Source organism: Streptomyces sp. NPDC012827 (assembly GCF_042900905.1).
In the GTDB taxonomy this organism is placed as follows: domain Bacteria; phylum Actinomycetota; class Actinomycetes; order Streptomycetales; family Streptomycetaceae; genus Streptomyces; species Streptomyces gulbargensis.
Map to the genome: position 1 here is coordinate 531,780 of NZ_JBIBBY010000004.1, position 24,583 is coordinate 556,362.

Consider the following 24,583-nt stretch of genomic DNA (forward strand, 5'->3'; position numbering starts at 1 on the left):
CCGACGGATCATGACGGGCATGACGGCTGGGGACGCGGTGCGTCCTTCAGCCCTGGACAACACCGGAACCTCATCTTTCATTTCCGCTGGTGAGGGCCCTTTGCCAATTCGTTGCCGGGGCGGCGGGGCCGGAGCGCCCGAGGGCAGGGGCGCGGTGCGGGCCGGGGACGTGGTGGGGCCGGGGTGGCGGGGGACGTGGTGGGGCCGGGACGGCGGGGGCGGGGCGCCCGGGTGCCGGGGCAGCGGCCGGGGCCCGGGGGCCCGCCCCGTACCCCTTACGCTCGTTCCATGGCCCCGCGCACCACCCGCCCCGTCGGCACGCCGACCCGCGGGACCACGAATCCGAACCGGCTGCGGCGGATGGACCGCTGGATCGCGGCCGTCCACGGGCCCGCGCTGCGCCGCTCGGCCGCGCCGCCGGTCGCCGTCGACCTGGGGTACGGGGCGGCGCCCTGGACCGCCGTCGAGCTGCTCGCCCGGCTGCGCACCGCCGATCCCCGCACCCTCCTGTACGGCATCGAGATCGAGCCGGCCCGGGTGGAGGCGGCCCGGCCGTACGAGGCCGGGAACCCCGGGCTCGCGTTCCTGCACGGCGGCTTCGAGGTGCCGGTCCCCGGCGACGTCTCGCTGATCCGGGCGGCGAACGTGCTGCGCCAGTACGACGAGGACGAGGTCGCGGCCGTGTGGGCCCGGCTCCGCGCACGCCTCGCGCCCCCCGGCGCGGGTGGCCGCGGCGGTGGCCTGCTGGTGGAGGGCACCTGCGACGAGATCGGGCGCCGGCACGTCTGGGTGGCGCTCGACCGGAGCGGGCCGCGCACGGTGACCTTCGCCACCCGGCTCGGTTCGCTGGAGCGCCCCTCCGACCTGGCGGAGCGGCTGCCGAAGGCCCTGATCCACCGCAACGTCCCCGGGGAGCCGGTGCACGCCTTCCTCCGGGACTTCGACCGGGCGTGGGCGGCGGCCGCTCCGTACGCCTCGCTCGGCGCCCGGCAGCGCTGGATCCGGGCCGTGCGGGACCTGGCGGCGGACTGGCCGCTGACGGACGGGCCCCGGCGGTGGCGGCAGGGCGAGGTGACGGTGCGGTGGGAGGCGCTCGCGCCTCGTTCCCGCTGAGCCGCCCCGGGACCGGTCCCCGGGCCCGCCCCGCAATCGTTCCCGTACGCGCGGAACGCCACGGGCGTCACTCTCGTCTCCCTGGGGGAACCTCCCGGCAGGCCCTGACCCCCTGTCGTTTTCGGGTTCCCCATGGCACTATCGCCAGGCCGCCGATAAGTTACTGACGGTAAATCAGGTATCGGTTGCCCACATGGGTCATTCGAGGGGGAACTCGTGAACCGTCGCCGCCACGCCTCTGCCGCGATCACCGTGATCTGCGCCCTGGCCGTGCTGGCCTCACCCGCGCTGACCCTCCGGGCGTCCGCCGCCCCCCTCCCCCCGGTCCCGCCGGCCGCCTCGGCCGGAGCCTCCGCCGGTTCCGGCGCCTCGCTCACCCCCGCCCCGCCCGCGCCGAAGAGGACGCTGGAGGAGGTGCGCAGGGAGATCGACGCCCTGTACCGGCAGGCGGCCGTCGCCACCGACGCGTACAACCTCGCGGAGGAGAAGGCCAAGGCCCAGTCCGCCGAGCTCGCCGAACTCGGCCGGACGATCGCCGAGGGCCGCGCGAGGATCGAGGACCTGAAGGCGAGGGCGGGCGCCGCCGCCCGCGCCCAGTACCGCAACGGCGGGCTGCCCGACGGCGCCCAGCTGGTCCTCACCGACGACCCGCAGCTCTTCCTCGACACGGCCGGACGGCTCCGGCAGGGGGCTCGGGCCACCAAGGACCTTCTCATCGAACTCACCCGCACCCAGGCGGAGTTGGACGCCTACGCCCAGGAGGCCGGTGAGAACTGGACCCGGCTGGAGGCCCATCGCGTCAAGCAGGCCGCGGCCAGGAAGGAGATCACCGAGAAGATCGGCGCCGCCGAACGCCTGGAGTCCCGGCTCGCCGCCGAGGAGCGGGAGCGGCTGCGCCGTCTGGAGAAGTTGGCGCAGGAGAACGCCCAGACCAACTGGCTCAAGACCGCCGACCTGCCCGACCTCACGGCCCCGGCGACCGAGCAGGGCAGGACGGCGGTCACCTTCGCGGCGGCGCAGATCGGCAAGCCGTACGTGTGGGGTGCGGAAGGACCGGACTCGTTCGACTGCTCGGGCCTGACGCAGAGCGCCTGGGCGGCGGCGGGCAAGGTGATCCCCCGCACCTCGCAGGAGCAGTGGCGGCTGCTGCCGCGCGTCGACGTCAAGGACATGCGGCCCGGCGACCTGATCGTCTACTTCAAGGACGCCAGCCACATCGGCATGTACGTGGGGAACGGGGTGATGGTGCACGCGCCACGGCCCGGGCGGGACGTGACCCTGGCGGGCGCGGGCTCGATGGAGATCCTCGGAGTCGTCCGCCCCCGGTGACGGCCGGTCCTCGCGGACCCCTCCCCGGAGTGAGCTTTCTCATTGCCGCCGGGCCCGGATCCGGGTCAACTACCTCCCCTTCCGCGGCATATGCCAACCTCGGGAGCGCTCTCACAGGCTGATCACCATTCCGTTCCCGGCCGCCCTACCGCTATGGTCCCGGACGGGCGGGACGCCACCCGGCGCTCCGCGCACTCCCGGGGGGAGGGAAGGAACAGGCCGGACCGATGCCCGCATCCGTACCGCGCCAGAGCCGGAGAAACGTCTCTGCCGCGGGGTCCTGCGACGCCACCGTTATGACAGGCACAGGTACAGGAACCGATCGCGCCGATCTCACCCTCCTGGTCGTCGAGGACGACCCGGCGGGTGCCCTCGCCGTACCCGAACTCCTCGACGCGGCGGACGCCGCCGGCACCCGCGTCCGCATCCGTACCGCCCGGAACCTCACCGAGGCCGAGCGGCTCCTCACCGACGACGTGCACTGCGTCCTCGTCGACCTCTCGCTGCCCGACCCGCGCGCCGCCGCCGGGGACGACCCGCTCGCGCCGCTGCGCCACATCCTGCGGCTCGCCCCGCGCCACGCGGTGCTGGCGCTCGCGGCCTCCGCGGACGCGGAGCTCGCGGCCGAGGCGGTACGGGTCGGGGCGCAGGACCACCTGTTCCGCGAGGAGCTCGACGGGCGGCTGCTCAGCCGGGCCATCCGGTACGCGGTCGAGCGCAAGCGGGCCGACCGGGCGCAGGTGAAGCTGGCGGAGTCCCGGCTGCGGGCCCAGGAGAACGCCCGTCTGGAGCGCGGCCTGCTCCCGACCCCGCTCCTGGAGGGCTCGGACCTCCGGTTCGCCGCCCGCTACCGGCCGGGCCGGTCCCGGGCCCTGCTCGGCGGAGACTTCTACGACACCGTCCGCACCCCGGACGGCACCGTCCACGCCATGATCGGCGACGTCTGCGGGCACGGCCCCGACGAGGCCGCGCTCGGCGTCGAGCTGCGGATCGCCTGGCGGGCCCTGACCTTCGCGGGACTCTGCGGGGACGAGCTGCTCTCCACGCTCCAGCAGGTCCTGGAACACGAGCGGGAGAGCGACGAGATCTTCGCGACGCTCTGCACGGTCGACATCGCGCCCGACGGGCGCCGGGCCGGGCTCTGCCTCGCCGGACACCCCTCGCCGCTGATCGCCCTCGAGGGCCGGCCGGCGCGCCTCCTGCCGTACGAGGACGGCGGCCCGGCCCTCGGCCTGCTGCCGCGCGCCCGCTGGCCGCGCCGCCAGGTGGAGCTGGGCGCGGCCTGGAGCCTGCTCCTGTACACCGACGGGCTGATCGAGGGCCGCTCGGCCGGTCCGGGGTCGCCCCGGCTCGGCCAGGACGGCATGGTCCACATGATCAACCGGCAGCTGGCGGCGGGCCTGCGGGGCGAGGAGCTCCTGGAAGCGGCCGTCACGGAGGTCCGCGCCCTGAACGGCGGCGAGCTGACCGACGACGTCGCCGTCCTGGCCCTGGAACGGGTCGGGGCCCGGGGATGAACCCCGGGCCCCACCGAGCCTGTCGCCCGTACGCCGGCCGGGCCGATCGCCCGTACGGCCCCGCTGGTGGCCGGCCCTCTACCGGCCGCCGTTGTACGGCCCGTACGGGCCGTCGCTGCTGGAGCCGCCGCCCCGGCCCCGGCCTCCGCCGGAGACCTGGGCGAGCGCCGGGCGGACGTCGACCATGAAGACGATGGCCGCGATCAGACCGGCGATCTGCAGGAACAGCATCGGCAGCAACAGGTTCAGGACCAGGTTGATGCCGAGGATGATCAGCCAGAACTTCTTGGTCTGCTTCTCGGCGGCGCGGTAGGCGTCCTCGCGCGCCAGGGCGGCGAAGACGAGCGCGGCGACGGCGAAACCGGTGAAGAGGAGGAAGGTCACCAGCTGGAGAAGGGAATCGAATCCCGCGCGCAACATGCTGAGCACCGCCTAGGGGTGAGGGGAAGGGTGCGCCTCGCGGCCAAGGTACCCGGTACAACGCTCCGGACACCCGGTTCGGTGCCCGGTGCTACTCCGTCTCGGCGGTGACGGCCGTCTTCTTGGCGGACGTCCGGCGGCCGGAGGGCTTCCGCGCACCGGCCGGCTCGCCGCCCTCCGCCGCCGCCCCGTCCGACGCCTCGGCCTCGGGCTGCGCCTCCGGCTCCGGGTCCTTGGCGGGCTCCGGCTCGACGACGACGGCGATCTCGGTGATCTCGTCGGCGACCTCACCGCGCCAGGTGCGGACGGCCTCCTCGCCGTGGGCGGCGACCTCCTCGTACTTCTCACGGGCCTTCACCGCGTACTCGGCGGCGACGCCCACGCCGCGCAGGGCGAGGTCCTGGGCGGTCTCGCCGAGCTTCTTGAGGTCGGTGTCCAGTCCGCCGACGACCTCGGCGAACTTCGACTGCACGGTGGCCTGGGCCTCCTTGGCCTGGGCGGCCACCTTCTCCTGCACGGCCTTCGGGTCGGTCTTCCGTACGGCCTCGATGCGGGCGGGCGCCTCGGCGGCGAGCTGCTCGATCAGACCGGGCACCTTCCTGGCCTGCCGCACGGCGAGGTCGGCGGTGCCGGCGGCGAAGTAGAGGGGGGTACGCAGTTCGTCGATGATGGCCATGCTGGGGGTCCTCCCGGATGAGTCGTACAGGGTCGAACTAGCTCGCGGTCGGTTCGGCATCGGGCCCGTCACCAGGCCTGTCGGCAGGCGCCTCGGCGGGTGCCCCGTCGCCGGGGCGCTCCGCCGGGGTGTTCGCGCTCTCGGCGGCGTTCTCCTTGCGGAAGGAGTCGTAGATCTGGAGCAGCACCTGCTTCTGCCGCTCGTTGATCGACGGGTCGGCCAGGATGACGGCGCGCGTCTCCAGCTCGTCCCGCTCCTTCTCGTCGAGGATCCCGGCCCGTACGTACAGCGTCTCGGCGGAGATCCGCAGCGCCTTCGCCACCTGCTGCAGCACCTCGGCACTGGGCTTGCGCAGTCCGCGCTCGATCTGGCTCAGGTACGGATTCGACACCCCGGCCGCCTCGGCGAGCTGCCGCAGGGACAGCTGCGCGGTCCGCCGCTGCTCGCGGAGGTACTCACCGAGATTGCCGACGTTGAGCGATGCCATGCCTCGACCATGCCACCCATTGCTAACTATTGCAAGCAACCGCTAGCTCCAGTGTCACCCATCCGGCCGCACCCGCCCCTCCTACCCCGCTCACGCGTTCCCACCGGGGGTCCGCGAAAGGGGATGACGACGGTCCGGAGCGGGCCGTAGCGTTCGGCGCGTGATCTCCGAGGACAGTGACGTCGTCATCCGGTGCGCGGACCGCCGGTCCGTCGGGGTGCGGTTCCGCGATCGTTTCGCGTTCGACGCGGACTCGGTGCATTTCGCCGTCGAAGCGTGGGCGCCGGGGCTGACCGCGCGCGTCGACGAGGTGGTCATCGGGGTCTGGGGCCCGGATCTCGCCCCTTTCCTGGAGGGGCTGGCCGCGGACTTCCGGGCTGGGAGGGCGAGCGGACGTGGAGGACCGACGACCGGGACCTGTCCGTGTCGGCCGTGTTCCGCAGCCGTGGGCACGTCGGCCTGACCTGGACGCTCCGGCCGTGGCCGGACGCCGCGCGCGGCTGGAGCGCGTCGGTCACGACCTGGCTCGAAGCCGGTGAGCAGATGTCCCTCCTGGCGGCCGACCTCCGGCACTTCCTCGCCCTCGGCCGGCCGGGAGCACCCCGGACCGTCCGGGACGGGTGAAGGCGGCACCGGCCGGATCAAGCCGTACGGTTCAGGATGATCCGCGACGGATCGAATGGCTCGCTACGCTGGCACGTATGACTGCCATGGCACCCACCCGCACCGAGCCCGACCTCTCCTACCTCCTCGACCACACCAGTCACGTCCTGCGCACCCGCATGACCGCCGCACTCGGGGAGATCGGACTCACGCCGCGCATGCACTGCGTGCTGGTGCACGCGCTGGAGGCGGAGCGGACGCAGGCGCAGCTCGCGGAGATCGGGGACATGGACAAGACCACGATGGTGGTGACGGTCGACGCCCTGGAGAAGGCGGGGCTCGCCGAGCGGCGGCCGTCGAGTACCGACCGGCGGGCGCGGATCATCGCCGTCACCGACGCCGGGGCCGAGGTCGCCGCGCGCAGCCAGAAGATCGTGGACGGGGTGCACGAGGCCGCCCTCGGCTCCCTGCCCGGCGAGGAGCGCGCCGTCCTGCTGCGCGCCCTGAACCGGCTGGTCACCGGGCACCTGGAGACGCCCGTCGAGGGACCGAGGCCCGCCCGCCGAGCCCGGCAGCGGGGCTGAGTCGCCCGGAGCGACTGCTCCCGCAAAAAATAGTCTGCAACAAAATCATCTGCTAGCGTCTCCCCTGTCGCCTCCACCGAACAGGAGAGATCCCCATGCCCGCCACCGCCCCCGCCCGCCGCCGCGGCCTCGCCCTCGGCGTCCTCGCCACCGGCATGCTGATGACGGTCCTCGACGGCAGCATCGTCACCGTCGCGATGCCCGCCATCCAGCAGGACCTCGGCTTCAGCCCCGTCGGCCTCAGCTGGATCGTCAACGCCTACCTCATCGCCTTCGGCTCGCTGCTGCTGCTCGCCGGACGGCTGGGCGACCTCATCGGGCGGAAGCGGATGTTCCTCGCCGGCACCGGCGTCTTCACCGCCGCCTCGCTCCTCGCCGGGTTCGCCGGCTCCCCCGGCGTGCTCGTCGCCGCCCGCTTCCTCCAGGGCGTCGGCAGCGCCATGGCCTCGGCCGTCGCCCTCGGCATCCTCGTGACGCTCCACACCGAACCCCGCGAGCGCGCCAAGGCCATCGCCGTCTTCAGCTTCACCGGCGCCGCCGGGGCCTCCCTCGGCCAGGTGCTCGGCGGGATCCTCACCGACGCCCTCGCCTGGAACTGGATCTTCTTCATCAACCTCCCCATCGGCCTCGCCACCGTCCTCGTCGCCCTCCCCGCGCTCCCCGCCGACCGCGGTCTCGGCCTCAGGGCGGGCGCCGACCTGCTCGGCGCGCTCCTGGTGACCTCCGGCCTGATGACCGGCATCTACGCCGTCGTCAAGATCGAGGAGTACGGGGCGGCATCCGCGCACACCCTGGGCCTCGGCACCCTCGCCCTCGCCCTCCTCGCCGGCTTCCTCCTCCGCCAGGCCCGCGCCGCGAACCCCCTCATGCCGCTGCGCGTCCTGCGCTCCCGCAGCGTCGCCGGCGCCAACCTCGTGCAGATGCTGATGGTCGCCGCGCTGTTCTCCTTCCAGGTCCTGGTCGCCCTCCACCTCCAGAAGGTCCTCGGGTACGGGGCCTCCGCCACCGGCTTCGCGATGCTTCCGGCCGCCGCCGTCATCGGCGCCGTCTCGCTCGGCGTCTCGGCCCGCCTGATCGCCCGGTTCGGTGAACGCGCCGTCCTGCTCACCGGCCTCGCCCTGCTCGTCGGCGTCCTGGGCCTGCTGACCCGGGTCCCGGTGAACGCCTCGTACGTCACGGACCTGCTCCCGGTCATGCTGCTCGCCGCCGGGTTCGGCCTCGCGCTGCCCGCCCTCACCGGACTCGGCATGTCGGGCGCCGACGAGGCGGACGCCGGCCTCGCCTCCGGCCTCTTCAACACCACGCAGCAGATCGGCATGGCCCTCGGCATCGCCGTCCTCTCCACCCTGGCCGCCGCCCGCACCGAGACGCTCTCCGCCGCCGGGCACTCCCCCGCCGAGGCCCTGACCGGCGGCTACCGGCTGGCCTTCGCGGTCGGTACGGGTCTGCTCCTCGCCGCCCTCGCCGTCGCCGCCACCGTCCTGCGCCGCCGTCCCGGCCGTACAGCCGGGGCCGCGCCCGAGACGACCGGGTCCGGCGCCGCGTACGACGCGCCGCCCGTGCCCGCCGCCCACTGAAGCGGGTGGCGCCCGCCGTCGCCGGCGCCGGGCCCGTCTCAGTCCAGCCCCAGCCACCGGGGCAGCGCCTCCGCGTGCACCAGCGTCAGCCGGGACACCGCCCTGGTCAGGACCACGTACAACAGGTGCGGTCCCCGCGGGCCCGAGGCCATGATCGTGGCCGGCTCGACCACCACCACGTGGTCGTACTCCAGGCCCTTCACGACCTCCGGCGGCAGCACCGCGACCCGGTCCTCCCCCGCGAGCCGCTCGCGCAGCGGGCCGACGAGGTCCCCGGGGGCGATCACCCCGACCGAGCCCTCCCCTTCCCGCGCCGCGGCCACCGCCCCGGCCGTCGCGTCGAGCAGTCCGCCCTCCTCAGCGGGCCAGGCCGTCACCTCACCGTCCGTCCGGGCCGACCGCCCGGCGGGGACGTCCACGCCCAGATGCGGCAGGAGCCGGTTGGTGAGCTCCACGATCGCCGCCGGGACCCGGTAGCCGGTCGTCAGCGGCACCACCGGCGCCCCGGGCGCGCCGAGATGGGCGAGCTGCTCGCGCCAGTCCCGGGCCGCCCAGGGGGTGGTGCCCTGCGCCAGGTCGCCGAGGACGGTCAGCGAGCCGAAGGCGGTGCGGCGGGCGACGGCCCGGCACTGCATGGGCGACAGGTCCTGGGCCTCGTCGAGGACCACGTGCCCGTAGCCCTCGGGCCGTTCCATCAGGCCCGCGAGTTCGTCCAGGAGGACGTGGTCGGCGGCGGTCCAGCGGGCCGAGCGGTACGAGCGCGGGGGCCGGGCCCAGCGGATCGCGGCCCGCTCCTCCTCGGTGAGCGCCGGGTCGTCGGGGGCGGTGAGCACACCCGCGAGGACCTCCTCGGGCGTCACCTTCGGCCAGTGCGCGTCGAGGAAGGCGGTCACCGGCCGGGCCCGTTCGACGCGCCGCGCCCAGGCCGCGCCCTTGGTGCCGGAGCGGCGTTCGGCCTGCTCCCGCAGGGCCCGTACGACGCGGGCGAGGACGCGTTCGCGGCCGGTGGTGTAGGGCGGGGCCTCCTCCCGGACCGCCGTGAGGATGCCGGTGAGTTCAGCGGCCGGGACACGCCACCGGTACGAGCCGTCGGGCACGGCCAGGTCCTCGGCGGCCTCCGTGCGGATCCGGCCGTGGAGCGCGCGCCGCAGCACCTCCGCCATGCGGAGGTCGTGCTTGACGCGGGCGGCCGCCTCGCCGTCCTCGGCCCCGACCGGGCCGCGGGCGATCTCCCCGCCGAGGGTGGTCTGCCGCACCCCGGTCTCACCGAGCGCGGGCAGCACCTCCGCGATGTAGGAGAGGAAGGCGGGGTGCGGGCCGAGGACGAGGAGTCCGGAGCGGGCGATCCGCCGGGGGTGGGTGTAGAGGAGGTACGCGGCCCGGTGCAGGCCGACGGCGGTCTTGCCGGTGCCGGGAGCGCCCTGGACGCAGAGGGAGACGGCCGGGTCGGACCGGACGAGGTCGTCCTGGTCGGGCTGGATGGTGGCGGCGATGTCCCGCATCGGGCCGGTGCGCGGCCGCTCGATCTCCCGGGCGACGAGCGCGCTGGGCCCGGCCCCGCCCGGCGCGGTGAGGTGCTCGTCCTCGAGGGCGGTCAGCTCCTCCGGGGCGCCCGTGCTCCCCGGCGCCCAGCCGAAGCGGCGGCGGCGGAGCACGCCCTGCGGGTCATGGGTCCCCGCCTGGTAGTAGGCGCGGGCGACGGGGGCCCGCCAGTCGACGACGAGCGGCGGGGCGGCGGGGTCCTCGGTGATCCGGTGGCGGCCGATGTGGTGGGTCTGGCCGTCGGCCCGGTCGAGCCGGCCGAAGAAGAGGGGACCCGGCGGGAGGGCGGCCATCTCCTTGGCGCGGCTGCGGAGATGGCGGCCGAGGATCTCGGCGTCGGCACCGGAGGCGGCGACGTCCTCGCCGGTGACGATCTGCTCGGTGACGTCCTCGGTCATCCGGGTCAGGGCGGCACGGCAGGCCTCGTGGTGCGCGCGCTCCCGTTCGAGTGCGCGGTCGAGGCCGCCGTCGGGTGCGCGGCGGGAGGCGGGATCGGGGGACGGGTCCGGGCAGGAACGGGTGCTCAGTGACGTCATTCCGCCCAGCCTAGCGAAAGACGTTACCGAGTTACATTTTTTACTCGGTAGCGATACGGGTGCGGTCCGGACCCCGCCTCAGTACGGGAGCCCCTCCCGCAGCGCCCGGAACGCGCGGTCGGCGGCCAGCCGCGCCCCCTCCGCGAGGGCGTCGGCCGTCGCGCCGCCCGCGATCCGGTCGACGTTCTCCTCCGCGAGGATCCGCAGGACGGCGACGATCTGACCGGCCGCCAGGCGCGCCTCCAGCGGGTCACCGCCGAGCGCCGCCGCGAGGGCCGCCTCGGACCGGCGCCGGTACGTGGGGAGGCGGGCCACCAGGGCCGGCGTGCCGTACAGGAGCCGGTGGAAGGCGAGGACGTCCGGGTCGTCGCACAGGCCGGTGACCGGGTCGCGCCGCTCCAGGCCGGAGACCAGGTGCGCGTGGAGGGCGTCGAGCGGCGCGGTGCCGGCGGCGCGGGCGGCGGTCACCACCCGGGCGGCCTCGTCCTCGTGGTCGGCGAAGCGGTGGAGGACCAGGTCCTCCTTGGCGGGGAAGTACCGGAAGAGGGTCGGCTTCGACACCTCGGCCGCGGCGGCGATCTCGGCGACCGGGACCGCGTCGTACCCCTTCTCCAGGAAGAGGGCGACGGCCACGTCGGAGAGCACCTGCCGGGTGCGCCGCTTCTTCCGCTCCCGCAACCCGGGCTCCCCGGGAGCGACGCCCTCGTCGGCGACCTCCGGCCGCCTCACGACGCCCGCCCTTCCACCAGTGCCGCGACGCCGTCCAGGATCCGCGCGATGCCGAAGCGGAATTCGGCGTCCGGCTCGTCGGGGGCGTCCAGGACGCCGGAGTCGAGCAGCCGGGCGACCGCCGGGTACGTGGCGGGGTCGGCGAGCCGGCGCAGGGTGCGGCCGTAGTGGGCGAGGGCCTCGCCGGCGCCGTCACCCCGGCCGGCCGTCGCCGCCATCGCCTCGGACAGCTCCACCGCCATCAGGGTCTCGCTCTTGACGAAACCGGCCACGAGCAGGGTCACGGAGATCTTGGCCCCCTCGTCGAGACCGGTGCCCTCCAGCGCCACCAGGGCCTTCTCCCACCAGGCGACGGCGTTCGGGGTGGCGGGCGGCCCGGAGACGGGAACCCGCAGCAGCCAGGGCGAGCGCAGGTAGACCTCGCGCATGCCGCGGGCCCACCGCTCGACCGCCTCGCGCCACGGGGTGCCCGGCGGGAACAGCTCGGGCGGCGCCCCGGTGGCGGCCTCCTGCATGAGGACGTACAGCTCGTCCTTGGCGGAGACGTACCGGTAGAGCGACATCGTGGAGACGCCCAGCTCCTTGGCGACCCTCCCCATCGAGACGGCGCCGAGCCCTTCCGCCGAGGCGACGGCGACGGCCGCGCCGACGATCCGGTCGAGGGTGAGACCCGGCTTCGGGCCCTTGGTGGGGCGCTCCCTGAGCCCCCAGGCCGCCTCGACGACCGGCGGGAGGAAGCCGTCACCGCCCCGGCCCCCGGCCCCCCGGCCGCCCTTCGTACCGCCGTCCGCCGCCACTCGCCGCCTCCGCACCTCGCCGCCCGCTTGACGCCCATCCTAGTAATGCGTAACCCTTAAACAGTAACGCGTATGGCATACGCAGTACGCGTCCCCGGCCCATGCCCAGGGAGTCACCCATGCCTCCGGCCATCGACACCACCGGCCTGTCCAAGTCCTACGGGGACGTCCGCGTCCTCGACGGACTCGACCTCACCGTCGAGTCCGGCACCGTCTTCGCCCTCCTCGGCCCCAACGGCGCCGGGAAGACCACCACCGTCCGGGTCCTCACCACCCTCACCCCGCCCGACTCCGGACAGGCCCGCGTCGCCGGCCACGACGTCGTCACCGCGCGCTCGCGCGTCCGCGCCGCCATCAGCCTCACGGGCCAGTACGCCGCCGTGGACGAGAACCAGACCGGCGCCGAGAACCTGCGGATGGCGGCCCGGCTCTCCGGCCTCCCCCGCCGCGCCGCCGCCCGCCGGGCCGGCGAACTCCTCGAACGCTTCGGCCTCACCGGGGCCGGCGACCGCCTCGCCCGTACGTACTCCGGCGGGATGCGCCGCCGCCTCGACCTCGCCGCCGGTCTGGTCCGCGACCCCGCCACGCTCCGCGTGGTCTTCCTGGACGAGCCGACCACCGGGCTCGACCCGCGCAGCCGCCAGGAACTCTGGGACGCCGTCCGCGAACTCTCCCGCCACGGCGCCACCGTCTTCCTCACCACCCAGTACCTGGAGGAGGCCGACCGGCTCGCCGACCGCGTCGCCGTCCTCGGAAAGGGCCGCGCCCTCGCCGAAGGCACCCCCGCCGCGCTCAAGTCCCGCTGGGGCGCCCACCGCCTCGACCTGGTCCTGCGCGACCGGAGCGCCTACCTGCGGCTGAGCGGCCGGGCCGTCACCCACGACCCGGCGACCCTCACCCTCGGCGTCGCCACCGACGGCAGCGCCGCGCACGTCCGGGCCCTGCTCGACGAACTCGACCCCGGGCGGCGGGACATCGCACGCTTCGGCCTGCACACCGCCACGCTCGACGACGTCTTCCTCCGCCTCACCTCGGCGGACCCCGGCCCGGCCGGCCCCGCACCGCACGCGCACACCCCCGACCCCGACCAGGAGACCGGCCATGTCCCTGCCTGACACCCTCGGCGCCAAGCCGCTGACCGCCACCGCGACCCTCGCGGGCCGCGGCATCCGCCTCGGCCGCCGCACCGTCGACGCCCTGCTCACCTCGGTCATGCTTCCGGTCCTGCTGATGCTGGTCTTCGTCCACCTCTTCGGCGGAGCCATCGACACCGGCACCCGGTACGTCACCTACGTCGTCCCCGGCGTCCTCGTCCTCTGCGCCGGCTTCGGCGCGGCGAGCACCGCCGTCTCCGTCAGCGAGGACATGAAGCGCGGCGTCGTGGACCGCTTCCGCACCCTCGACGTCGGCGGCGTCCCGTTCCTCGCCGGGCACGTCGTCGCCGCCGTCGCCCGCAACGTCCTCGCCACCGCCCTGGTGTTCGGCGTCGCCTTCCTCACCGGCTTCCGGCCCGAGGCCACCGCGGCGGGCGGGCTCGCGGCGATCGGCCTGCTGCTCGCCTTCCTCACGGCCGTCTCCTGGCTGTCGGCCGCGGCGGGCCTGCTCACCAGGACGCCGGAGGCGGCCGGCGCGGTCACCTTCGTGATGATGTTCCTGCCGTATCCCAGCAGCGCGTTCGTGCCCATCGACACGATGCCCGGCTGGCTGCACGGCTTCGCCGCGCACCAGCCGGTGACGCCGCTCATCGAGTCGATGCGCGGTCTGCTCCTGGACCGGCCGGTGGGCGCGGATCCCTGGATCGCGCTTGCCTGGTGCGCCGGGCTCCTGGCCCTGGCGCTCGCCTCATCCGGCGTCCTCTTCCGCCTCAGGACCCGCTGACGGGCCCCGGCCCCGGAGCGGCCCCGCTCAGAAGATGTCGGGCGAGAACGGCCGCAGCGGGGTACGGAACAGCAGCTCGGCCCGCTCGGCGGCGCCCGGCGTCAGCTCCTCGACCCGCCCGAGCCGGGCGAGCCGGACGGCCGACGCGTCACCCCAGGCCAGGGGCCCGAGCTCGGCCACGTCGAGCGCGAGGTCGGCGGTTCCGGCGCTCGTACGGACGCAGTCGGCGCCCTCGGGCGAGGCGTCGAGCCGGTAGCGCCCGCCCGCGAACCCGTCCCCGTCCCGCACCTCGAGCACCAGGCTCTCCGTGACCGGGTACGTCCGCCCCTCCAGGACCCGGACGACGTCCAGGACCCGCACCCACAGCATGTCCGCGTGCGTCACGATCCGCGCCGCCCTCGGGTCGGGCAGCAGCAGGGGCAACGGGTCGTCGGGCGCCCGGTGGCCGGACCGGACGGTGGCCACCCAGTCCAGGGAGCAGAGGTAGCTCCACAGGGCGCGCTCGGCGGCCGGCGTCACCGCGATCAGGTCGCTCACGGACGCGGTGTTGACCGGCTGCTTGGCGTCGCCCCACTTGTCGTCGGCGGTGTAGGCGGCATAGCCCTCGACCTCACCGGAGGCCGACCGGTACACCGCGTAGAACGGCTCCGTCCACGGATCCAGTTGGTGGCCGAGGCCGGTGCCCACGTCCCAGCCGCGCGGCGTGCGGTCGGTGACCCCGGCCCGGACGGCGGCGAGCCGGCGGTGCACCCCGGGGCCGATCTTCCGGATCTCCTCGCCGTCGGAGAGCTCGATCCGGCCCCCGTCCTCCGGGCGGCCGGTACGGCGCGGGTCGAGCCCGGCCCGGCGCACCTCCACGCTCCATTCGGTGGTCCAGCTCGCCGGGCCGAAGCCGAACCGCCCGTAGATCGGGTACTCGGCGGCGATCAGGGTGGCGATCGCGTCACCCCGCTCCCGCGCCGCCGCCAGGTCGGCGCTCATCATCCGGCTCAGCAGGCCCTGGCGCCGGTGCGTCGGGGAGACGGTGACCTGGGTGATCGCGTCGGCGGTGAGGGAGCCGCCGCCGACCGTGCTGACCTCCTGCCGGAAGGAGCGGAGGGTGGCGACGGTACGGCCCCGGTCGAACGCCCCCAGCGTCCGGCCGAGGTCGACGTGCGGCAGCCGGTCCGCGACCAGCTCCTCGGACACCACGGGGGGCCGCAGGAATCCGGTGTGCAGGGCCCGCAGCCAGTCGGGATACTCGGACTCCGTCACGGCGCGTACGTCGACAGTCATCCCGCGAGCCTACGAAAGGCCCGGACGGCCCCGCACCCGAGTTTCCGCCCGCCCGCGGGCGCCACGCGACGGCACCCGGCGCCGGACGCCGGACCCCGGGCCGCACGGGGAAGCCGAGGCCCCACCCGCCCGCCTCACGCCAGCAGGTCGTCGACCTGGGCCTCGCCCTCCCGGTAGCGGCGGGCGATCTCGGCCCCGCAGTCGTCGGCGGTCCGCTGGAGGGACTGCCGGCGGCGGGAGATCTGCTGCTCGTACCCGGCCAGCCGGCCCATCGCCGCGTGCAGTTCCGCGTCCGTCCGCGCCGACAGGTCCGACAGCTCGACCTCCGACAGCATCTCGGTCGCGAGCCGCCGGTACTCCTCGCCCCGGGGCGTCGACAGCGTGACGTGCCGGGCGGAACTGCGGTGCCGGGACGGCACGTCGGCCAGGATCTCGGAGAGCCGGTCGAGCACCGGGGCCTCGGGGTCCGCGCGCCGGCCCGGTGCCTCCGGATCGGCCCGCCGCGCCAGCTCCGCCCGCAGGATGTCGATCCGGCCCTGGAGCATCCTCCGCACATAGCTGAGATCGGCCTCGTCGCCCTGCGCCTCGCGGCGCAGCGCCCGCAGCTCCGGCAGCCGGAGCGAGCCGAGGTCCGGCGGCACCGGCTCGGCACCGCGCTGCGCGGGCGGCCGTACGACGGAGGAACCGCCGACGCGGGTCAGCGGTACGGGACCGGACGACATCGGCCCGCTGCCAGGTGCACTCATGAGAATCGTCCCCTCGACCGGTGCGGGGGCGCACCGCTGACAGGCATCGTGCCACCCGCACCCGGGGCGGTGCAGTCGCTCTGCACCCGTTCGGCCCTCCCCATGTCAGTCGGTAGGTTGGTGCGCATGAGAGCGGTGGTGCAGAGGGTGGACGGTGCGAGCGTCGTCGTCGCAGGGGAGACGGTGGGCGAGATCACCGGTGAGGGGCTGTGCGTCCTGGTCGGGGTGACCCATGACGACACGCCGGAAAAGGCCGCCCAATTGGCCAGAAAGCTCTGGTCCGTCCGGGTATTGGAGGGCGAGAAGTCCTGCTCCGACGTGAACGCCCCGCTCCTCGTGATCTCCCAGTTCACCCTCTACGGAGACGCCCGCAAGGGCCGCAGGCCCACCTGGAACGCCGCCGCCCCCGGCCCCGTCGCCGAGCCGCTCGTGGACGAGGTGGTGGCCCGGCTGCGCGACCTGGGCGCGCACGTGGAGACGGGCCGCTTCGGAGCTGACATGCGCGTCTCGCTCACGAACCACGGCCCGTTCACGGTGCTTCTGGAGGTCTGAGCCCCGGGGAGGACGCCGCTGGAGGTCCGGGCCCCGGGGACACGGCGGCTCAGGGCTCGACGACGGTCTCCTGCGCCGCCGCCGTGGTCCCCGCGACCAGCGGCGCGTCGACCGGTACGTTCCGCTTGACCAGGGCCAGGGCGATGGGGCCCAGCTCGTGGTGGCGGACGGCGCTCGTCACGAAACCGATCTGCCGCCCCTCGGGGCCGTCGGCGGCCAGCCGTACGGGCGTGCCGGGCGCGGGCAGCAGCACCTCGCTGCCGTCCAGGTGCAGGAAGACCAGGCGACGCGGCGGCTTCCCGAGGTTCTGCACCCGGGCGACCGTCTCCTGCCCCCGGTAGCAGCCCTTCTGGAGGTGCACGGCGCTGCCGATGAGGCCGATCTCGTGCGGGATGGTGCGGTGGTCGGTCTCGAAACCGAGCCGCGGCCGGTGCCCCTCCACGCGCAGCGCCTCGTACGCGAGGATGCCGGCGGCCGGGCCGTGCTCGGCCGCGAAGGCCTCCAGATCGGCGCGGGGCAGGAAGACGTCCCTGCCGTACGCGGTCTCCCGTACGGCCACGCCCTCGGGCACCTCGGCGACCGAACCGGCCGGCAGGTGGACGACGGCGGTCTCGTCCGTCCGGTCGGCGACCTCGACGCGGTAGAAGAACTTCATGGACTCCAGGTAGGCGATCAGCTCGCCCTGCGTGCCCGGCTCCACGTGCGCCCACACCGTCTCGCCGTCGTCGACGAGGTAGAGGGCGTGCTCGATGTGTCCGTTCGCGGAGAGGATCAGCGCCTCGGTGGCCCGGCCCGGCGGCAGCTCGCTGACGTGCTGGGTGAGGAGGAGGTGCAGCCAGCTCAGCCGGTCGTCGCCGGAGACGGTGACGACGCCCCGGTGGGAGAGGTCGACGAATCCGGTGCCGTCGGCGAGGGCACGCTGCTCGCGGAACAGGTCGCCGTAGTGGGCGGCGACGCCTTCGTCACGGCCTTCGGCGGGGACGGCGCCGGGCAGGGACAGCAGAGGACTCTTCATACAGCAGAGCCTACGACTCGGCCGCGGTGTCCTTCGCCGTCCCGCCCCCTTCGCCGCCGTCGCTCCCCTTGCCGTCCGCCTTCGCCGCGCAGTCCCGGCAGCGCCCGAAGATCGCGAAGTGCTTCATGTCCGTCTCGAAGCCGAAGGTCTCGCGGAGCTTGCCGGTGAACTCGGCCGCCACCTCCACGTCGGCCTCGATGACCTCGGTGCAGTCCCGGCAGACCAGGTGCAGGTGGTGGTGCCGGTCGGCGAGGTGGTAGGTGGGAGCGCCGTGGCCCAGGTGGGCGTGGCTGACGAGCCCCAGCTCCTCCAGGAGCTCCAGGGTCCGGTAGACGGTGGAGATGTTCACCCCGGAGGCGGTCTTGCGCACCTCACCGAGGATGTCGTCGGGCGTCGCGTGCTCCAGCGCGTCCACGGCCTCCAGGACGAGCTGGCGCTGCGGCGTCAGCCGGTAGCCGCGCTGCCGCAGGTCGCTTTTCCAGTCGGTGCTCACCACGCCCCCCAGTGTAGGAGGGCGTGGTGCGCGGCCCTCTGCGGTCTAGCGGAAGAAGGCGATGCCGTCGTCGGGCATGTCGGGGAGGTTGCGCGCCATCTCGGCGACCTCTTCCGGGGTGACGACCTTCTTGAGGTGCGCCGACATGTAGGGGCGCAGCGGGACCTCGGGGGTCGCCTTCTCGCCGACCCACATGAGGTCGCTCTTGACGTAGCCGTACAGCCGCTTGCCCCCGCTGTACGGGCCGGAGGCCGCGGTGCGGGCCACGGCGTCCGTCGCCAGGTCGATCTGCGGCTTCTGGTCGGCGAGCTCGCCGTACCAGATCTCGACGACGCCCTGGTCACGGACCATGACGACCTCGACCTTGCGGTCCTTGTCGATCCGCCAGTAGCCGCTCTCGCTCTCCAGCGGGCGGACCTTGTTGCCCTCGTTGTCCAGGACCCAGGAGTGCGAGCGGTACTCGATGAAGTCCCGGCCGTCGTGGCTGAACGTCACGGACTGGCCGAAGTTGCACTTCTCGGCGCCGGGGAAGTCGGAGACACCCGCGCCTTCCCACGTCCCGAGCAGGAAGGCGAGGGGCACGAGGCCGGGGTTGAGGTCGGACGGGATCTCGATCATGAGCAGCTCTGACGTTCTCTCGGTGGGATTACCGCTGGCCCTGGTACAGCTTCTTCACGGTCAGCCCGGCGAAGGCGAGCACGCCGACGCAGACCAGGACGAGCAGAGCTTCGAAGAAAATGATCACGGGGTGCTCCTCGGCTGAGCGGTGAAGGCGGATCGGGCCGGACCCCAGCTTAGTGGGCGGGGGCCGGGCCCACTCTGTGAGGTGTGTCCAAGCGGTGTCCCGCCGCCCCCCGTCCGGTCCGGCCGGGCCGGACGGGTGCCCGTTACAGTTCGGCCTATGGCGAAGAAGCTCGTGATCAAGGTGACCGCCGGGGCCGACGCCCCCGAACGCTGCTCGCAGGCCTTCACGGTGGCCGCCGTCGCGGTGGCGAGCGGGGTGGAGGTGTCGCTCTGGCTGACCGGCGAGTCGTCGTGGTTCGCGCTGCCGGGGCGGGCGGCGGAGTTCGCGCTGCCGCACGCGGCGCCGCTGCCGGATCTGATCGACTCGATCCTGGCGGCCGGGCGGATCACGCTCTGCACGCAGTGCGCGGCGCGGCGGGAGATCACGGAGAAGGACGTCCTGGAGGGCGTGCGGATCGCGGGGGCGCAGGTGTTCGTGCAGGAGGCCGTGGTGGACGGGACGCAGGCGCTCGTCTACTGAGGCCCCGGTCCCCTTTCACCGGTCCCCGTGGCGCCGGCGGCCGTCGAGCTCGTCCCACCAGGCGTCCGACTGCGGGTCGCCGGAGGGGTCGTCCCACCAGCGGTCGTCGGGGCCCCGGCGGTTGGCGATCATCGCGGCCACCGGAGGGATGACCATGGCGACGACGCACATGCCGACGGCGACGGGGGTCGAGAAAAGGCGTACGACGGCCCAGGCGCCCACGAACAGGACCAGGCAGGCGCCCATCAGCCAGAAGTAGACGCGGCGGCGCCGGGCGTACACACCTTCAGCGTACGTCCGGCGCGAGGGCGCGGCAGGCGCACGCGGGCAGACCGGAGGGCCGTGCCTCTCAGTCCTGGTGATGGCGTCCAACCCCCCAGGAGGCACGGCCCTCCGGCCGTTCGGTGGTCGCGGGTCAGACCGCGATGGCCACGTCCGTGAGGCTGCCCGCCTCGGTGACGACGACCTTGCGGTCCGCCTGGGCGCCGGGGACGAGGGCCCGCAGGGTCCACTCGCCGGCCGCCGCGTAGAAGCGGAACTGTCCGGTCGCCGAGGTCGGGACCTCGGCGGTGAACTCGCCCGAGCCGTCGAGCAGGCGCACGTAACCGGTGACGGGCTCGCCGTCCTTGGTCACCTGGCCCTGGATGGCCGTCTCACCCGGCTTGAGCGTGCTGACGTCGGGGCCGCCGATCTGAGCTCCACACATGTTCTCTGTCCTGTCCTGGGGAGGGGTGTCGGTCGCGCGACCGGATTACTTGTTGGCGCCGAGCTCGATCGGCACGCCGACGAGGGAGCCGTACTCGGTCCACGAGCCGTCGTAGTTCTTGACGTTCTCGACACCGAGGAGCTCGTGCAGCACGAACCAGGTCAGCGCGGAACGCTCACCGATGCGGCAGTAGGCGATGGTGTCCTTCGCCAGATCGACCTGCTCCTCCTCGTAGAGGGCCTTGAGCTCCTCGTCCGACTTGAAGGTGCCGTCGTCGTTGGCGTTCTTCGACCACGGGATGTTACGGGCGCTCGGCACGTGGCCCGGGCGCTGCGACTGCTCCTGCGGGAGGTGGGCCGGGGCGAGCAGCTTGCCGGAGAACTCGTCGGGCGAGCGGACGTCGACCAGGTTCTGGGCGTCGATGGCGGCCACGACGTCGTCGCGGAAGGCGCGGATCGAGGTGTCCTGCGGCTTGGCCTTGTACTCGGTCGCCGGGCGGGACGGGACCTCGGAGCCGTCGACCAGGTCGCGGGAGTCGAGCTCCCACTTCTTGCGGCCGCCGTCGAGGAGCTTCACGTCCTGGTGGCCGTAGAGCTTGAAGTACCAGTAGGCGTAGGAGGCGAACCAGTTGTTGTTGCCGCCGTAGAGGACGACCGTGGTGTCGTTGGCGATGCCCTTGGCCGAGAGGAGCTTCTCGAAGCCCTCCTGGTCGATGAAGTCACGGCGGACCGGGTCCTGCAGGTCCTTCGTCCAGTCGATCCGGATGGCGTTGCGGATGTGGTTCTTCTCGTAGGCCGAGGTGTCCTCGTCGACCTCGACGATGGCGACCTTCGGGTTGTCGAGGTTGGCCTCGACCCAGTCTGCGTCGACCAGGACGTCGCTGCGAGCCATGCTGTTTCTCCTCCGGGGCAGTGTGCGGCGGTGTCGTGCGGGGTGGTGCGGATACGCGTCGTGGGTGCGTACGACGGCGTACGGCTACACAGGGGATGGCCCCGACACTCGAGTCGAAGGGCCTGAGGAATACGGGAGCCGGTGAGGGTCCGGCGCCCCGCTCAGACGGAGCGACAGAGCATGGCGGCGACGCGGCACAGGTCGACTGCCCGCCGCTTCGTGAGTTCCGCCTGTCGCTTCATGCCGACGATCGTAGGGACGCAGACGCGACCGTGTCACCGGCGTGTCATATTTCGAGACGCGATCGTCCACCATGCGGGACGCGTACGCCGCTGACCAGGGCTTCGAGCGCGCCCTTACCGGGCGTTTTCCCTGTGCTTCTGCGGAGCGGACCGCACCGTCTCAGCATGTGATCCGACAGGCCGGAATCAGCCCCCGAGGGCGATGTCCTTGCCGGACACGAGGACGGCCAGGCCCTCCGGACGGGGCTCGACCTTCTCCACCTTCATGCCGGCGATGAGTCCGATCGGACGCTCGAAGTCGGTGCGGGTGCGCACCAGTTCCTCCAGGCCCGGGATGCCCTCGCCCGGCACCTCGTCGGCGTGCACGCGGATCGTGTTGCCGCCCGCGACCGTCACGGTGGACACGACCGTACGGGTGAGGGTGCGGCCCATGAAGCTGACGCCACCGGTGACCTTCACCTTGCCGGGGCCGCCGTAGGCCACGGTCGCCTCACGGTCGGAGGCGGCCGAGAGGTCGGCGTACGAGATCAGGGCCGTGCCGGACGCGGACGCCGCCCTGGCACCCGCCCAGTCCCCCGTCACGGTGACGTCCCGCAGCTCGGCGGTGAGCTCACCGATCCGGATCTGGCGGCTGCCCGCCGTCGCCCGCACACCCTTCGCCACCACGTCCACCTCCCCGAACCGCTTGTCCGCGACCTGGGTGAGGAAGGGGAAGCCCTTGATGTCGATCTCCAGGGACTCGCTCCCCGCGCCCGACAGCTTCACCCGGCTCGCCGCCTCCGACTCGGCGTACGCCACCGCGAGCCGGTCGATCCCGACGAGAGCTCCGCCCAGCACGACGGCCACGATCAACAGAATCCGCAGTGCGCGCATGGGCTGTGCGTCCCCCTGGGGTCAGGCCGACGAGAGCGGGCCGATGAGTGCGGGCGCGTGGAACTGGTGAACGAAACGGCCCTCCGACACGAAGATCGACGTGTCGGAGGGCCGAATGGTTCCCGGGCCGGGCGGACCCGGCGTCCCCGCCGGTCAGACCAGGGCGCGCCCGAGCAGGTACACGGCGGGCGCCGCGGCCGTGAGCGGCAGCGCGATCCCGGCCGTCATGTGCACGAACCGCGAGGGGTAGTCGTAGCTGGCCACCCGCAGGCCGATCAAGGCGCACACACCGGCGGCCAGGCCGAGCAGCGCCCCGGAGGCACCGAGGCCGGTCAGCTCGCCGGCCGCGACACCGCCGCCCGCGGCGGCGAGCAGCGCGACGACCAGGGAGACGGGACCGGGCAGCGGCAGCGCCCGGGCCAGGACGGCGACGGCGACGGCGACCCCGCCGACGGTCACCGCGTCCGCCTCGGAGCCGAGGTGCCCGGTGGCGACGATCGTCAGGGCCGCCGAGGCGACCGTGGCCATCAGGCCGTACACGCGCTCGTCCGGATCGGCGTGGCTGCGCAGCTGGAGGACCAGGCAGAGCAGGACCCACACGCCGAGGGTGCCGAGGATCGCGGCGGCCGCGTGAGCCCGGCCGGCGGCGAGGAGCACCGCGTCGGAGACGAGCCCGCCGAGGAAGGCGAGGGCGATGCCCTGCCGGGCCGGCCACATGCCGTTGAGCCGGAACCAGCCGGCGGCGGTGAGGCCCTGCAGCAGGACGAGCGGGACGAGCGGCCCGTACGTGCCGAGGACGGCGCCGCCGGCCAGGAGCAGGGAGAGGACGGCCGTGAGCACGGCGGGCTGCATGCCCGGCTCGATCACCGGCGAGCGGCCCTCGGCGCGGGCCCGCTGGGCGTCGGTGACCCGCGTGTTCCCCGAGGTGGTGGGCGCCGAGTACGCGGGTCCGGCCCCCGGGACCGGCGCGGCGGCCTCCACCGGGGACTCGGCGGGCGCCTCCGCGTACGGCCGGGCGGAGGCCTGGCCGTGGGCGTGGGCCTGCGGCTGCGGGAACGACGGTGCCTGCGCCTGCTGGTACGGCTGCGCGTACGGCTCGTACTGCTGCTCGTACGGCTGCGGCGCGTACCCCTGCTCGGGCTGCGGCTGCCCGTACTGCTGCTGCGGCGGATAGGCCGTGTCGTACGAGGCCGGGGCCGGCGCCCCGTACGCGGCCGGACCGGGGGTGCCCGCTCCGTACGCGGCGGGGGCCTCCGGCGGCGCCGGGGCGGGGTCCTGCGGGCGGACCGCCGGCTGGTACTGGGTGTCCCAGGTCTGGCCCTCCCAGGTCTGGGCGACCTCGGCGGGGTTCTCCGCCCCGTACCCGTGACCCCGCCCGTACGGGTCGTACTGCTGCTCGTTGCTCATGCTCTGGGGTTCACCCTCCTGCGAACGGGGGGAGCACCTCGACCGTGCCGCCCTCGGCAAGCCGTACCGTCTCATGGCTCCGGGTCCCGACGGGGTCGCCGTCGACCAGGAACGAGCAGCGCCGGAGGACCCGGACGAGCTCGCCCGGGTGCTTCGCGCGGGCCGCGTCCAGCGCCTCCGCCAGGGTGTCGGCGGTGTACGGCTCCTCGGCGACACCGGCGGCGGCCTTGGCCGCGGCCCAGTAGCGGATGGTTCCCGCTGCCATAGCGGCGCTCCCTTCGTTCGTGTGCGCGCCGCCCCCCATGATGGGCTATCCGCGCGTGAGCCAGTTCCCGAGGCGGGCCAGCAGCTCCGGGCCCGCCGCGTTCTCCGCGTGCCCCATGCCCGGCTCCAGCCACAGCTCCGCCGCGCCGTCACCGGCGGCGGCCAGCGCCCGGGGGTGGTCGAGCGGGAAGTACGGGTCCCGGTCGCCGTGCACGATCAGGAGCGGGGTGGGCGCGATCAGGGGTACGGCCTCCACCGGCGGGAGCGGGACGGGGTCCCAGGCCCGGTGGTCGATCCGGGTGCCGAGACCCAGACGGCCCACCAGCCGGCCCTCCGGACGGGTGATGACCCAGTGCACCCGGCGCATGGCCGGGGTCCCCCGGTAGAACCAGCGCGCGGGGGCGGAGACGGCGGCCACGGCGTCCGGGCTGCCCGGCGTCCCCCGGTCGAGCGCCGCCTGCCGCAGCACCACCGAGCCGCCCATGGAGAAGCCGACGGTCGCCACGCGCGCGTGGCCCTGCTCACGGGCCCAGCGGACGGCCGCCGACAGGTCCAGGACCTCGCGGTCGCCGACCGTGGAACGGCCTCCGGAGCCGCCGTGGCCGCGGAAGGAGAAGGTGACGACGGCGGCGGCCCCGTGACGGGCGAGGGTCCGGGCGGCGCGGCGGACCGAGGGCCGGTCCGCGGACCCGGTGAAACCGTGCGCCAGGACGACCGCCGTGTCCGTCACCGCCGGGCCGGTGACACCGGCCGGGGAGGGGGTGTACACCGCCTCGATCCGGACGCCGTCCTCCGTGCGGAGCATCGCCCGGCGCGGCACACCGTGATGGACGGAAGTGAGCGAGGAAACATCCACCATGTGAAATCGGCCCTCTGCCGCGGAAGTCATGTGGGCTATTCTGCTGGCAGAGGATCCGGGCGAAGCAGCCCCCGGGTCCTTTTGCGTTTTCCGGCCGTTGTTACGACCGGGTGAACAAAAGCTCTCAGGGCGCGAGAGCCGGCAGTGATCCGTACGAAGCAGTGCCACGTCCTCGCAGGGACCGAGGAGGAACCGACGTGATGAGCGA

28 protein-coding genes and 1 pseudogene are annotated in these 24,583 nt (G+C 73.9%); 10 read left to right on the forward strand and 19 right to left on the reverse strand.

Annotated features, from left to right (window positions below; genetic code table 11):
- The first annotated feature begins 288 nt into the window (after positions 1-288).
- The 3 genes from ACFY60_RS11970 to ACFY60_RS11980 all read left to right on the forward strand — a co-directional run bounded on the left by ACFY60_RS11970 (position 289) and on the right by ACFY60_RS11980 (position 3,959).
- A complete protein-coding gene (locus ACFY60_RS11970) occupies positions 289-1,113 on the forward strand; it encodes a class I SAM-dependent methyltransferase (RefSeq protein WP_388610300.1) in 825 nt (274 codons plus the stop codon).
- Positions 1,114-1,329: 216 nt separating this feature from the next.
- Complete coding sequence (locus ACFY60_RS11975; protein ID WP_388610297.1) at positions 1,330-2,442, forward strand: NlpC/P60 family protein; 1,113 nt, start codon at positions 1,330-1,332, stop codon at positions 2,440-2,442.
- A 296-nt stretch (positions 2,443-2,738) separates the two neighbouring features.
- On the forward strand, positions 2,739-3,959 hold the full coding sequence (locus ACFY60_RS11980) for a PP2C family protein-serine/threonine phosphatase (RefSeq protein WP_388610295.1): 1,221 nt from the start codon (positions 2,739-2,741) through the stop codon (positions 3,957-3,959).
- A gap of 78 nt (positions 3,960-4,037) precedes the next feature.
- Here the strand turns inward: ACFY60_RS11980 and ACFY60_RS11985 are convergent, their stop codons facing one another.
- The 3 genes from ACFY60_RS11985 to ACFY60_RS11995 form a co-directional block, all read right to left on the reverse strand.
- Positions 4,038-4,379: a DUF2516 family protein gene (locus ACFY60_RS11985; protein WP_309049898.1), complete on the reverse strand. Its 342-nt coding sequence runs from the start codon at positions 4,377-4,379 to the stop codon at positions 4,038-4,040.
- Between the two features lie 91 nt (positions 4,380-4,470).
- Positions 4,471-5,055: a hypothetical protein gene (locus ACFY60_RS11990; protein ID WP_388610294.1), complete on the reverse strand. Its 585-nt coding sequence runs from the start codon at positions 5,053-5,055 to the stop codon at positions 4,471-4,473.
- Between the two features lie 37 nt (positions 5,056-5,092).
- Positions 5,093-5,542 (reverse strand): helix-turn-helix domain-containing protein, encoded by a 450-nt coding sequence (locus tag ACFY60_RS11995; protein WP_388610292.1) that lies wholly within the window; start codon positions 5,540-5,542, stop codon positions 5,093-5,095.
- Between the two features lie 217 nt (positions 5,543-5,759).
- On the opposite strand from ACFY60_RS11995, the pseudogene ACFY60_RS12000 reads away from it, so the two are divergent.
- From ACFY60_RS12000 to ACFY60_RS12010, 3 genes and pseudogenes are all read left to right on the forward strand, one after another.
- A pseudogene (locus ACFY60_RS12000) lies at positions 5,760-6,166 on the forward strand (DUF6228 family protein).
- A 77-nt stretch (positions 6,167-6,243) separates the two neighbouring features.
- Positions 6,244-6,729 (forward strand): MarR family winged helix-turn-helix transcriptional regulator, encoded by a 486-nt coding sequence (locus ACFY60_RS12005; protein WP_388610291.1) that lies wholly within the window; start codon positions 6,244-6,246, stop codon positions 6,727-6,729.
- Positions 6,730-6,824: 95 nt separating this feature from the next.
- The gene (locus tag ACFY60_RS12010) at positions 6,825-8,306 is read left to right on the forward strand and encodes an MFS transporter (RefSeq protein ID WP_388610289.1); all 1,482 of its coding nucleotides are present in this window, start codon (positions 6,825-6,827) and stop codon (positions 8,304-8,306) included.
- A gap of 38 nt (positions 8,307-8,344) precedes the next feature.
- On the opposite strand, the gene ACFY60_RS12015 is transcribed toward ACFY60_RS12010, so the two are convergent.
- The 3 genes from ACFY60_RS12015 to ACFY60_RS12025 form a co-directional block, all read right to left on the reverse strand.
- The gene (locus ACFY60_RS12015; RefSeq protein ID WP_388610287.1) at positions 8,345-10,384 is read right to left on the reverse strand and encodes a HelD family protein; all 2,040 of its coding nucleotides are present in this window, start codon (positions 10,382-10,384) and stop codon (positions 8,345-8,347) included.
- A gap of 78 nt (positions 10,385-10,462) precedes the next feature.
- A complete protein-coding gene (locus ACFY60_RS12020) occupies positions 10,463-11,113 on the reverse strand; it encodes a TetR/AcrR family transcriptional regulator (protein ID WP_388610286.1) in 651 nt (216 codons plus the stop codon).
- Positions 11,110-11,910 (reverse strand): TetR/AcrR family transcriptional regulator, encoded by an 801-nt coding sequence (locus tag ACFY60_RS12025; RefSeq protein ID WP_388610284.1) that lies wholly within the window; start codon positions 11,908-11,910, stop codon positions 11,110-11,112. The genes ACFY60_RS12020 and ACFY60_RS12025 overlap by 4 nt, the downstream gene beginning before the upstream one ends.
- Positions 11,911-12,029: 119 nt before the next feature.
- On the opposite strand from ACFY60_RS12025, the gene ACFY60_RS12030 reads away from it, so the two are divergent.
- Complete coding sequence (locus ACFY60_RS12030; protein WP_388610283.1) at positions 12,030-13,025, forward strand: ATP-binding cassette domain-containing protein; 996 nt, start codon at positions 12,030-12,032, stop codon at positions 13,023-13,025.
- The gene (locus tag ACFY60_RS12035) at positions 13,012-13,788 is read left to right on the forward strand and encodes an ABC transporter permease (protein ID WP_388610281.1); all 777 of its coding nucleotides are present in this window, start codon (positions 13,012-13,014) and stop codon (positions 13,786-13,788) included. Before ACFY60_RS12030 ends, ACFY60_RS12035 begins: the two co-directional genes overlap by 14 nt.
- A 27-nt stretch (positions 13,789-13,815) precedes the next feature.
- On the opposite strand, the gene ACFY60_RS12040 is transcribed toward ACFY60_RS12035, so the two are convergent.
- Together ACFY60_RS12040 and ACFY60_RS12045 are read right to left on the reverse strand one after the other, a co-directional pair.
- Positions 13,816-15,063 carry a GNAT family N-acetyltransferase gene (locus ACFY60_RS12040; RefSeq protein WP_388610279.1) on the reverse strand — a complete coding sequence of 416 codons (1,248 nt, stop codon included), beginning with the start codon at positions 15,061-15,063 and terminating at the stop codon, positions 13,816-13,818.
- A gap of 134 nt (positions 15,064-15,197) precedes the next feature.
- Positions 15,198-15,809, reverse strand: coding sequence for an ABC transporter substrate-binding protein (locus ACFY60_RS12045; RefSeq protein WP_388610276.1), 612 nt, complete (start codon positions 15,807-15,809; stop codon positions 15,198-15,200).
- A gap of 126 nt (positions 15,810-15,935) precedes the next feature.
- On the opposite strand from ACFY60_RS12045, the gene dtd reads away from it, so the two are divergent.
- Positions 15,936-16,361 (forward strand): D-aminoacyl-tRNA deacylase, encoded by a 426-nt coding sequence (dtd, locus tag ACFY60_RS12050; protein ID WP_309050907.1) that lies wholly within the window; start codon positions 15,936-15,938, stop codon positions 16,359-16,361.
- 49 nt (positions 16,362-16,410) lie between these two features.
- Here the strand turns inward: dtd and ACFY60_RS12055 are convergent, their stop codons facing one another.
- From ACFY60_RS12055 to ACFY60_RS12065, 3 genes are read right to left on the reverse strand one after another with little or no spacing between them, the layout of a single operon-like run.
- Entirely contained in the window at positions 16,411-17,376 is a 966-nt protein-coding gene (locus ACFY60_RS12055) for a YgfZ/GcvT domain-containing protein (protein WP_388610273.1), read from the reverse strand.
- A 10-nt stretch (positions 17,377-17,386) separates the two neighbouring features.
- Positions 17,387-17,872, reverse strand: coding sequence for a Fur family transcriptional regulator (locus tag ACFY60_RS12060; RefSeq protein ID WP_388610271.1), 486 nt, complete (start codon positions 17,870-17,872; stop codon positions 17,387-17,389).
- Positions 17,873-17,914: 42 nt separating this feature from the next.
- Positions 17,915-18,487, reverse strand: a complete 573-nt coding sequence (locus tag ACFY60_RS12065) for an FABP family protein (protein ID WP_309050910.1) — start codon at positions 18,485-18,487, stop codon at positions 17,915-17,917.
- 283 nt (positions 18,488-18,770) lie between these two features.
- Between ACFY60_RS12065 and ACFY60_RS12070 the strand changes: the two genes are divergently transcribed.
- The gene (locus ACFY60_RS12070; RefSeq protein ID WP_388610270.1) at positions 18,771-19,133 is read left to right on the forward strand and encodes a DsrE family protein; all 363 of its coding nucleotides are present in this window, start codon (positions 18,771-18,773) and stop codon (positions 19,131-19,133) included.
- Between the two features lie 15 nt (positions 19,134-19,148).
- Here ACFY60_RS12070 and ACFY60_RS12075 read toward each other — a convergent pair whose 3' ends face one another.
- The 8 genes from ACFY60_RS12075 to ACFY60_RS12110 form a co-directional block, all read right to left on the reverse strand.
- Entirely contained in the window at positions 19,149-19,415 is a 267-nt protein-coding gene (locus ACFY60_RS12075) for a DUF3099 domain-containing protein (protein WP_388610268.1), read from the reverse strand.
- Positions 19,416-19,548: 133 nt separating this feature from the next.
- The gene (locus ACFY60_RS12080; protein ID WP_309050912.1) at positions 19,549-19,839 is read right to left on the reverse strand and encodes a DUF1416 domain-containing protein; all 291 of its coding nucleotides are present in this window, start codon (positions 19,837-19,839) and stop codon (positions 19,549-19,551) included.
- A gap of 45 nt (positions 19,840-19,884) precedes the next feature.
- Positions 19,885-20,730 carry a sulfurtransferase gene (locus ACFY60_RS12085; protein ID WP_388610266.1) on the reverse strand — a complete coding sequence of 282 codons (846 nt, stop codon included), beginning with the start codon at positions 20,728-20,730 and terminating at the stop codon, positions 19,885-19,887.
- Between the two features lie 161 nt (positions 20,731-20,891).
- Positions 20,892-20,972, reverse strand: coding sequence for an Ms5788A family Cys-rich leader peptide (locus tag ACFY60_RS12090; RefSeq protein WP_352021666.1), 81 nt, complete (start codon positions 20,970-20,972; stop codon positions 20,892-20,894).
- Positions 20,973-21,158: 186 nt separating this feature from the next.
- Positions 21,159-21,845 carry a DUF2993 domain-containing protein gene (locus ACFY60_RS12095; RefSeq protein WP_388610264.1) on the reverse strand — a complete coding sequence of 229 codons (687 nt, stop codon included), beginning with the start codon at positions 21,843-21,845 and terminating at the stop codon, positions 21,159-21,161.
- A 153-nt stretch (positions 21,846-21,998) separates the two neighbouring features.
- The gene (locus ACFY60_RS12100) at positions 21,999-23,252 is read right to left on the reverse strand and encodes a hypothetical protein (protein ID WP_388610262.1); all 1,254 of its coding nucleotides are present in this window, start codon (positions 23,250-23,252) and stop codon (positions 21,999-22,001) included.
- 10 nt (positions 23,253-23,262) lie between these two features.
- The gene (locus tag ACFY60_RS12105; RefSeq protein WP_388610261.1) at positions 23,263-23,517 is read right to left on the reverse strand and encodes a MoaD/ThiS family protein; all 255 of its coding nucleotides are present in this window, start codon (positions 23,515-23,517) and stop codon (positions 23,263-23,265) included.
- A 45-nt stretch (positions 23,518-23,562) separates the two neighbouring features.
- Entirely contained in the window at positions 23,563-24,405 is an 843-nt protein-coding gene (locus ACFY60_RS12110) for an alpha/beta hydrolase family protein (RefSeq protein ID WP_388610259.1), read from the reverse strand.
- Positions 24,406-24,583 lie beyond the last annotated feature (178 nt).

Coding starts and splice junctions, on each gene's coding strand:
- ACFY60_RS11970 (WP_388610300.1), top strand. CDS start 289: ATGGCCCCGCGCACCACCCGCCCCGTCGGCACGCCGACCCGCGGGACC.
- ACFY60_RS11980 (WP_388610295.1), top strand. CDS start 2,739: ATGACAGGCACAGGTACAGGAACCGATCGCGCCGATCTCACCCTCCTG.
- ACFY60_RS11985 (WP_309049898.1), bottom strand. CDS start 4,379: ATGTTGCGCGCGGGATTCGATTCCCTTCTCCAGCTGGTGACCTTCCTC.
- ACFY60_RS11990 (WP_388610294.1), bottom strand. CDS start 5,055: ATGGCCATCATCGACGAACTGCGTACCCCCCTCTACTTCGCCGCCGGC.
- ACFY60_RS11995 (WP_388610292.1), bottom strand. CDS start 5,542: ATGGCATCGCTCAACGTCGGCAATCTCGGTGAGTACCTCCGCGAGCAG.
- ACFY60_RS12005 (WP_388610291.1), top strand. CDS start 6,244: ATGACTGCCATGGCACCCACCCGCACCGAGCCCGACCTCTCCTACCTC.
- ACFY60_RS12010 (WP_388610289.1), top strand. CDS start 6,825: ATGCCCGCCACCGCCCCCGCCCGCCGCCGCGGCCTCGCCCTCGGCGTC.
- ACFY60_RS12015 (WP_388610287.1), bottom strand. CDS start 10,384: ATGACGTCACTGAGCACCCGTTCCTGCCCGGACCCGTCCCCCGATCCC.
- ACFY60_RS12030 (WP_388610283.1), top strand. CDS start 12,030: ATGCCTCCGGCCATCGACACCACCGGCCTGTCCAAGTCCTACGGGGAC.
- ACFY60_RS12035 (WP_388610281.1), top strand. CDS start 13,012: ATGTCCCTGCCTGACACCCTCGGCGCCAAGCCGCTGACCGCCACCGCG.
- ACFY60_RS12040 (WP_388610279.1), bottom strand. CDS start 15,063: ATGACTGTCGACGTACGCGCCGTGACGGAGTCCGAGTATCCCGACTGG.
- ACFY60_RS12045 (WP_388610276.1), bottom strand. CDS start 15,809: ATGAGTGCACCTGGCAGCGGGCCGATGTCGTCCGGTCCCGTACCGCTG.
- dtd (WP_309050907.1), top strand. CDS start 15,936: ATGAGAGCGGTGGTGCAGAGGGTGGACGGTGCGAGCGTCGTCGTCGCA.
- ACFY60_RS12055 (WP_388610273.1), bottom strand. CDS start 17,376: ATGAAGAGTCCTCTGCTGTCCCTGCCCGGCGCCGTCCCCGCCGAAGGC.
- ACFY60_RS12065 (WP_309050910.1), bottom strand. CDS start 18,487: ATGATCGAGATCCCGTCCGACCTCAACCCCGGCCTCGTGCCCCTCGCC.
- ACFY60_RS12070 (WP_388610270.1), top strand. CDS start 18,771: ATGGCGAAGAAGCTCGTGATCAAGGTGACCGCCGGGGCCGACGCCCCC.
- ACFY60_RS12080 (WP_309050912.1), bottom strand. CDS start 19,839: ATGTGTGGAGCTCAGATCGGCGGCCCCGACGTCAGCACGCTCAAGCCG.
- ACFY60_RS12085 (WP_388610266.1), bottom strand. CDS start 20,730: ATGGCTCGCAGCGACGTCCTGGTCGACGCAGACTGGGTCGAGGCCAAC.
- ACFY60_RS12090 (WP_352021666.1), bottom strand. CDS start 20,972: ATGAAGCGACAGGCGGAACTCACGAAGCGGCGGGCAGTCGACCTGTGC.
- ACFY60_RS12095 (WP_388610264.1), bottom strand. CDS start 21,845: ATGCGCGCACTGCGGATTCTGTTGATCGTGGCCGTCGTGCTGGGCGGA.
- ACFY60_RS12100 (WP_388610262.1), bottom strand. CDS start 23,252: ATGAGCAACGAGCAGCAGTACGACCCGTACGGGCGGGGTCACGGGTAC.
- ACFY60_RS12105 (WP_388610261.1), bottom strand. CDS start 23,517: ATGGCAGCGGGAACCATCCGCTACTGGGCCGCGGCCAAGGCCGCCGCC.
- ACFY60_RS12110 (WP_388610259.1), bottom strand. CDS start 24,405: ATGACTTCCGCGGCAGAGGGCCGATTTCACATGGTGGATGTTTCCTCG.